The following is a 5,983-nucleotide window of genomic DNA, read 5'->3' on the forward strand; positions in this document are numbered from 1 at the left end:
TGGTGGGCATTCCCGCGGAATGCATGGTGTTTTTGCTCATGGGGGGAGCGTATCTAAGGAGCAGGATCAAGCAAGCAGGAAAGTGGGATCAAGAGACGATCGTCTCATTTTTCCTGTGTCAATACTGTTCCGGTGAATACTTACGACTCGCAGTTTGGACACTTTATGTTAATTGAAGACATAGGCATCAAAGACAAATAGGTCCAATACTCGCCATTCTTAATTAATCGTGTATGGCATGTACCACAGTGGGTATACACAGTAAACTGAGTACATTCACTGCACCTATACCAACGCTTTTGATGATTTGATCTCTTTGAAGTAGTTACATCAGCTACTTTTTCAGATCCGCAAGACACGCAGAAATTTATGGCTTGAGTATCATCAGACTCACCATGAAATTGCGTATTATCTTCAATGCCATATTGCAAAAACATCCCTAACATACGTTGAATTTCATCAAGATAGCGTTGCGACTTCATTGGATTGGCACATACTGCACCATAGTTTGTAGCTTGGCGTTCATGGTATGCAGGCTCCCAATCAAACATGGATAGTTCACCTAAATAACTGTCTTTAGCCCATTCCTGCGGGGAAACCACATTCTCAACCGCTTCTAACACAGGATGAAGAACAAACACGCTGTTCGCTTGACCTTCGCTATAATCCTTGCCGCAATAGAGTTCATGGATAACCCCACCAATCCCACCTTTCTGCTTGAGATAGGCAGCAGAATAGTACTTTGCATCGACTACTAACCGCTTTGAGATCTGGTTACCACTTTTAGTAGTCGCTTCCACATCCAAAACAAAATCAGGGCGCTTACCATTGGCTAAGAACGGTTCGTATTGCAGAGTGATGGTTCTTGAAACACTTGGGTTGAAAAAATGAATGCTGATTTGTTCTTCATTGCCTTGAATATTCGCAATCAATTTTCGCTTCCAGTTTTCCTCGGGCTGATATCGGAGTGCCTGAGTCAGCACTTTAATAATTTGAAGCAAACACCACCGCTCATAGAGTAGTGGCATGTTGAGTAGTCCAATCGCCTCAATCTTCTCCAGTGAAAGCAAAATGTCCTCATCTGCCAAACCAATCCGTTCTTTTAACTTCTTGAAACCTGAGTGGACAGCTTGGTACGCTGGATTCTGTACAAATGTCATTGAGTTGGGAAAGGTACTTTTACTTTTGACTTTGCATTGACGCCATTCCTTCTCAACTTGTTGGAAAGGCTTTATTTTTGGCGCCAATACCTGATGCACCATTCTTACTTTTTCTCGCTCAGTAGCAAAGTAACTAAGGCGCTTTCGAATTGTCGCTCGTTCCTTTTCCTGTTCAGAAAATTCTTCCGGTGTCAGCTTCGTTTTCCAGCCATTTTCATTGAGGATAATGCCTTGATCGCGTAATTTTTTAAAATTGTCTCTATCTCTCTGGAGTGACAGCGAATCTGAAAGAAGAGTCAGGCGGGATATGTACTTTGGAAACAAAATCGAGACTTTTCCTCTTTTAGATGGCGCAGGAAATAGCGCATCTATTTCATAGCTACAATTAGATTTGAATACACTAGAATACATACTTCCAGAGCTGAGAATAGTATATCCATCGTGTTCAAATTGTTGCCATTCAGCATGTAAGGAATACTTAACTTTTGCCCACCACTTATTTTCCGAGTTTGTAGGGTTTGTAGGATTCTCGAGTTTGACGTAGCTTGTGGTCACGTTCAAATGCTGAAGTGAAATATTGGAGTTGATTTGAGATAACTTGTCCTCTAATTCATGGTTTATTTCTTTTATGCTGCATTGTTTTTTTAGTCTTTCCAAGTCTTTAACCACTAGGTCTCGGTTGATTGATCGATAGTCTTTTAAACTATCTAAACGCTCATTAAGCTTTTCGACGGCACTAGAGAAACGACTTGTTTTATTCTCAGCCACCCTAGCTAATTGCTTTACAATACTCAGGGTGCTGGACACGACGTACGAGACATATTGATTCTCTGGCACGTTGTAGCTTGGCTCAGACGCGCGACTGGTTAAATGCTTACGCGAACCTTTGGTGCATATTTCCATGAATGTACGCGGAACGGGGCGCACTTCTTTGGCTGGCTTTAATGCTTGAACTTCTTTCAACTCGACTTTGGGCTTTTTGAGGATGGTTTGCGCATTAGTCAGAATTGATGCAATCAGCGACAAAGCCTCTTGATCGATGGCCGCAACCTGAGAATTTTTAGCGTCGCCCGTAATATGACTGTTCTCATCGAGGATCAGCTCCCACAGATCCCAGGGCGAGATCGTGAACATTTTGTTAAAAATTAAAAATAGTTTTTTGCCTACAAAACAAATACTTATAGGCCTGTGATATGCAGTTAACTTTATAGTCAGGATCGCCTTCACACTTTTTAATCGTCACTGCACGTCATTTCAGCTCAAAAAATGCGCATGAAATCCAAAAAATGATAATTTCCATGATTTCCATAGTTAACAATTTGCTCACATCCTCACCCTGAAATTTGACCTGGTGATCCGGCTGTGATCTCATGCTCCTTTTCAGGAGTGCTCTCATGTCTATTGATGCCGTTTTCGCTCAGTTCTTCGACAATATTCACGACCCTCGCCAGCATGCCAAGATTTATTATCCCTTCTACGATGTCCTGTTTCTCACCGTCTGTGCCGTGATCGGCGGGGCTGAGGGCTGGGAAGATATTGAGGATTTCGGCGAGGTTCATCTTCCCTGGTTTCAATCCAAGGGACTGTTTAAAAACGGCATTCCTGTCCATGACACCATTGCCAGGATCATCTCCGGCATCAAACCAGAGCCGTTTCAGGCCGCCTTTGTGCGGTGGACTCAAGCCATTAACCAGCACACCGATGGCGCCCTGGTCGCTATCGATGGCAAAACCCTGCGCAGTTCCTATGACCGTGAGGATCGAACGTCGACCATTCACATGGTCAGTGCCTATGCCGCCGCCAATAAGCTGGTGCTCGGACAGATAAAAACCGACGCCAAGTCCAATGAAATTACCGCTATTCCCGAGTTGCTGGCGCTGCTCGACATCAAAGGCTGCCTGGTATCCATCGATGCGATGGGGTGCCAGACCGAGATCGCCGAGACCATCCTTCAGCAAGGTGGCGATTACTTATTGGCCGTCAAAGGCAACCAACCCAAGTTGTTCGAGGCGGTTCGACAGGCCCTCGCCCCGCTGGCGGCCACCCCGTTATGCGCAGAGACGATGACGCTTGAGAAGGCTCATGGCCGCATCGATGGTCGTGAGTACCATGTCATGGCGGCGGGCGAGTTGGCCGCCCAGTTTCCTCATTGGAAACAGTTGCACAGCATTGGCGTGGCCATCTCCTATCGCGTTGAAAATATGCAAAAAATTACCATAGAGCAGCGTTATTTCATCAGTTCCAAAGCGTTGGTGCAGGATGAGTTTGCGCGAGCGGTGCGTGGGCACTGGGCCATCGAAAATAGCCTGCACTGGGTGCTGGACGTCACGATGGGCGAGGATGATTGCCCGATTTATCGCGGTGATGCCGCAGAGATTTTGGCGTGCATCCGGCACATGGGGCTGAACATGCTCAGGGCCGAGACTTCACGCAAGGCGAGCGTAAGACGGAAGCAAAAAATCGCAGGAATGAGCAGTGAATATCTGGAAACGGTACTCAATGCGGGTCTCAAAAAACTGGGTGAAATTTAACAAAATGTTCACGCTCTCACCCTGCCACAGATCCGCTTTAAAATCTAACAGATAGCGTGAAAGATCCGATTTTGTCTTCTCGGAGATATCAATATCCAGCTTTAACGTTGAGCTGCCAATCACAAAGGTAATCTGACCCGCTGTTCGCCTCGCTTCACTGCGCCAAACCCGTTGTTTTGCATCCCAATGAGCAGGCTCAACCCACCACACTGCATTAGAAGCAGGATCGATAATCGACTCTAACTGCCTTCTCTCGCCATTGGGCATGGCAATGTAAGGGGGCGGTAACTGATCACCATGCTTAGTTTTTATCGCAAGTTGAGCAAAACGTAGTTCATCGACCTTAGGGTAGATGGTGGTGTGTGCGGAAAAGGCGTTGTTTCCAACCTGCTCAAGCTTTAGCGAGTACTTCGACTCGCTAACACTGACTAAGGTTTGCTTATCGTGCCATTTGGTCTCGATAAACTTGATAACAAATGGAGCTTCCATAATTATGCCCAGTAGTTCACAACGCCATCATTCGCTTCGGCATTTTTAACTAATCGCTCTACCGATTTGGTGCATGAAAACTGCGCCGCTATCTCCGTCTTGTTATCCAACAGCGATTCAAGGCGAGGCAAAAACACACGGTTAACAAGCTCAGCTTTACTGTAATCACCCACTTGCTTATCGCCATCAAAAGTGAATTTTGGCAGCACCTTATGAACAATAAAGTTGTTGATGGCCAGCGACTTATTGTCGTTTACATCGCTAAACAGACTTATATAGTTAAGCCCTTGTCGAATGGTGCGCATACCAAACTCTACGCCAAGTGGGTCAAACACTTCTCGGTTTAGGGTGGTGAACAGCTCGCAGAATTCATCTGAGCGTTCAAATTTTGGGTAAGGGGTACGCTCGCCAAGTTCTGCAATATCAAACACTAGTGGCAAAGTAACGTCATCTAGCCCGTAAGAGTCAATCTCATCAAAAATGGTATCCCAGTCGGTCAGCAAAGGGCTCTTAAACTTCATCACGTGCGCGCGATCGAGAATTTTCGGTGATAGGTAATGGGTCGTTTCATCGATGTTGATAGCACCAATGATTCTTACGTTAGCAGATATCGTGATCGATGATGGCGTACCGAGAACACCAGCCAACATACGTCTAATGTCACCGTGGTATTTGATTAGTGAGTCTTTATCGCTAAAACCAAATGCGCGTTTCATTTCAGCGTTAATATCTTCATCTTGCATAAGTGCAACAAAGTCCACGATGCCATTTTTGCTGAATTTTTCTTGCGCGTTAGAAATGATCGAAACAACCCCTTTTAGCTCAGCGAGAACATGTGCGGCTTCATCATCCGAGTAAAGTTGAATGGTCGGTTGCTCGTTACGCTCCTCTAGCTTAGAAAGAAAGTCGGCAAAGTAATATTCCACTCGTGCGAGATTCATTTCGTCTAAGCAAATGAAGTATGGAATATCAGGATTTTGTCTCGCCTCGATCAATGCCTCAAGGAATGGTGTCGCCAAGTATTTTTTCTCTAATGGGTTGTAATAACCCAGCAAGTCCTCTGAACTGGTCCAGTTAGGTTTAACGGGGATAATTTTCGATACCCCCCCAATTGCTTTAGCAAACGACTGAACCAGGTTCGTTTTTCCAGAGCCCGAGTCACCCGCCAAAATGATGAGATCATTGGTGCGAACAAGCGTTAGGAAGTTCTCGATGATGTGGCGAGGGTACAAAATGTCTCGATCTTTGAGATACGCTTGAATGTAAGAAACTGCATCGCTGTAGTTCGAATCAAGGGATTGTGCAAAAGAGATATGTTCGCCAAGATCCTTATTAGACAAGGTGCTTCCAACAAAAAAGTCGAAATCTTCTTCATCCAAGAACTCAAAATTCTTTAGGAAGATGGCTTTCTCTTTGATAAAATCCGTTAGTTTCTCGACTTTTCTTGCCATATTTTCCTCTGCTCTCCTGCTCTTTTCGATAATGACGTCTAACTCAGCTTTGCTTGCTTGAATCTTCAGATTTAGCCGATGATTATCATTATTTAGTTCTTCATTTCTCTTAATTGAGCTTTCAAGCTCTGACGTTGATATTTTGATTTTATCCTGTGTACTTTTGAATGCGTCTGACAACTCCGCCAACTTGTTAGTCATATCCTTTCCTGATTACCCATGACCCTCAGCCAGCTTCAAGAGCCGATATGGCATCGGAGGGCTTGCCACGACTGCATGCCCCAATTCAACCAACATGCTCTTGAGGTCAAAACGATGATTAAACCGGAAGCAGTATTCCGCAAGATGCCTT

4 protein-coding genes and 1 pseudogene are annotated in these 5,983 nt (G+C 45.0%); 1 reads left to right on the forward strand and 4 read right to left on the reverse strand.

What is annotated here, in order from left to right; genetic code table 11:
• Positions 1–140 precede the first annotated feature (140 nt).
• A complete protein-coding gene (locus J9889_RS24745) occupies positions 141–2,387 on the reverse strand; it encodes a nuclease domain-containing protein (protein ID WP_210557748.1) in 2,247 nt (748 codons plus the stop codon).
• A 167-nt stretch (positions 2,388–2,554) separates the two neighbouring features.
• On the opposite strand from J9889_RS24745, the gene J9889_RS19150 reads away from it, so the two are divergent.
• Positions 2,555–3,691 (forward strand): ISAs1-like element ISAs12 family transposase, encoded by a 1,137-nt coding sequence (locus tag J9889_RS19150; RefSeq protein WP_021141311.1) that lies wholly within the window; start codon positions 2,555–2,557, stop codon positions 3,689–3,691.
• Here the strand turns inward: J9889_RS19150 and J9889_RS19155 are convergent.
• The 3 genes and pseudogenes from J9889_RS19155 to J9889_RS19165 all read right to left on the reverse strand — a co-directional run.
• Positions 3,587–4,180: a hypothetical protein gene (locus J9889_RS19155; RefSeq protein ID WP_210557750.1), complete on the reverse strand. Its 594-nt coding sequence runs from the start codon at positions 4,178–4,180 to the stop codon at positions 3,587–3,589. The two genes, J9889_RS19150 and J9889_RS19155, sit on opposite strands and share 105 nt — an antisense overlap.
• A 2-nt stretch (positions 4,181–4,182) precedes the next feature.
• Positions 4,183–5,832, reverse strand: coding sequence for an AAA family ATPase (locus J9889_RS19160; RefSeq protein WP_210557752.1), 1,650 nt, complete (start codon positions 5,830–5,832; stop codon positions 4,183–4,185).
• A gap of 12 nt (positions 5,833–5,844) precedes the next feature.
• Positions 5,845–5,983 (reverse strand): annotated as a pseudogene (locus J9889_RS19165) (IS1595 family transposase); the annotation flags it as partial.

Origin of the sequence: Aeromonas sp. PrichA-15 (assembly GCF_017939245.1) — a bacterium.
In the GTDB taxonomy this organism is placed as follows: Bacteria; Pseudomonadota; Gammaproteobacteria; order Enterobacterales; family Aeromonadaceae; genus Aeromonas; species Aeromonas caviae.

Coding starts and splice junctions, on each gene's coding strand:
- J9889_RS19150 (WP_021141311.1), top strand. CDS start 2,555: ATGTCTATTGATGCCGTTTTCGCTCAGTTCTTCGACAATATTCACGAC.
- J9889_RS19155 (WP_210557750.1), bottom strand. CDS start 4,180: ATGGAAGCTCCATTTGTTATCAAGTTTATCGAGACCAAATGGCACGAT.
- J9889_RS19160 (WP_210557752.1), bottom strand. CDS start 5,832: ATGACTAACAAGTTGGCGGAGTTGTCAGACGCATTCAAAAGTACACAG.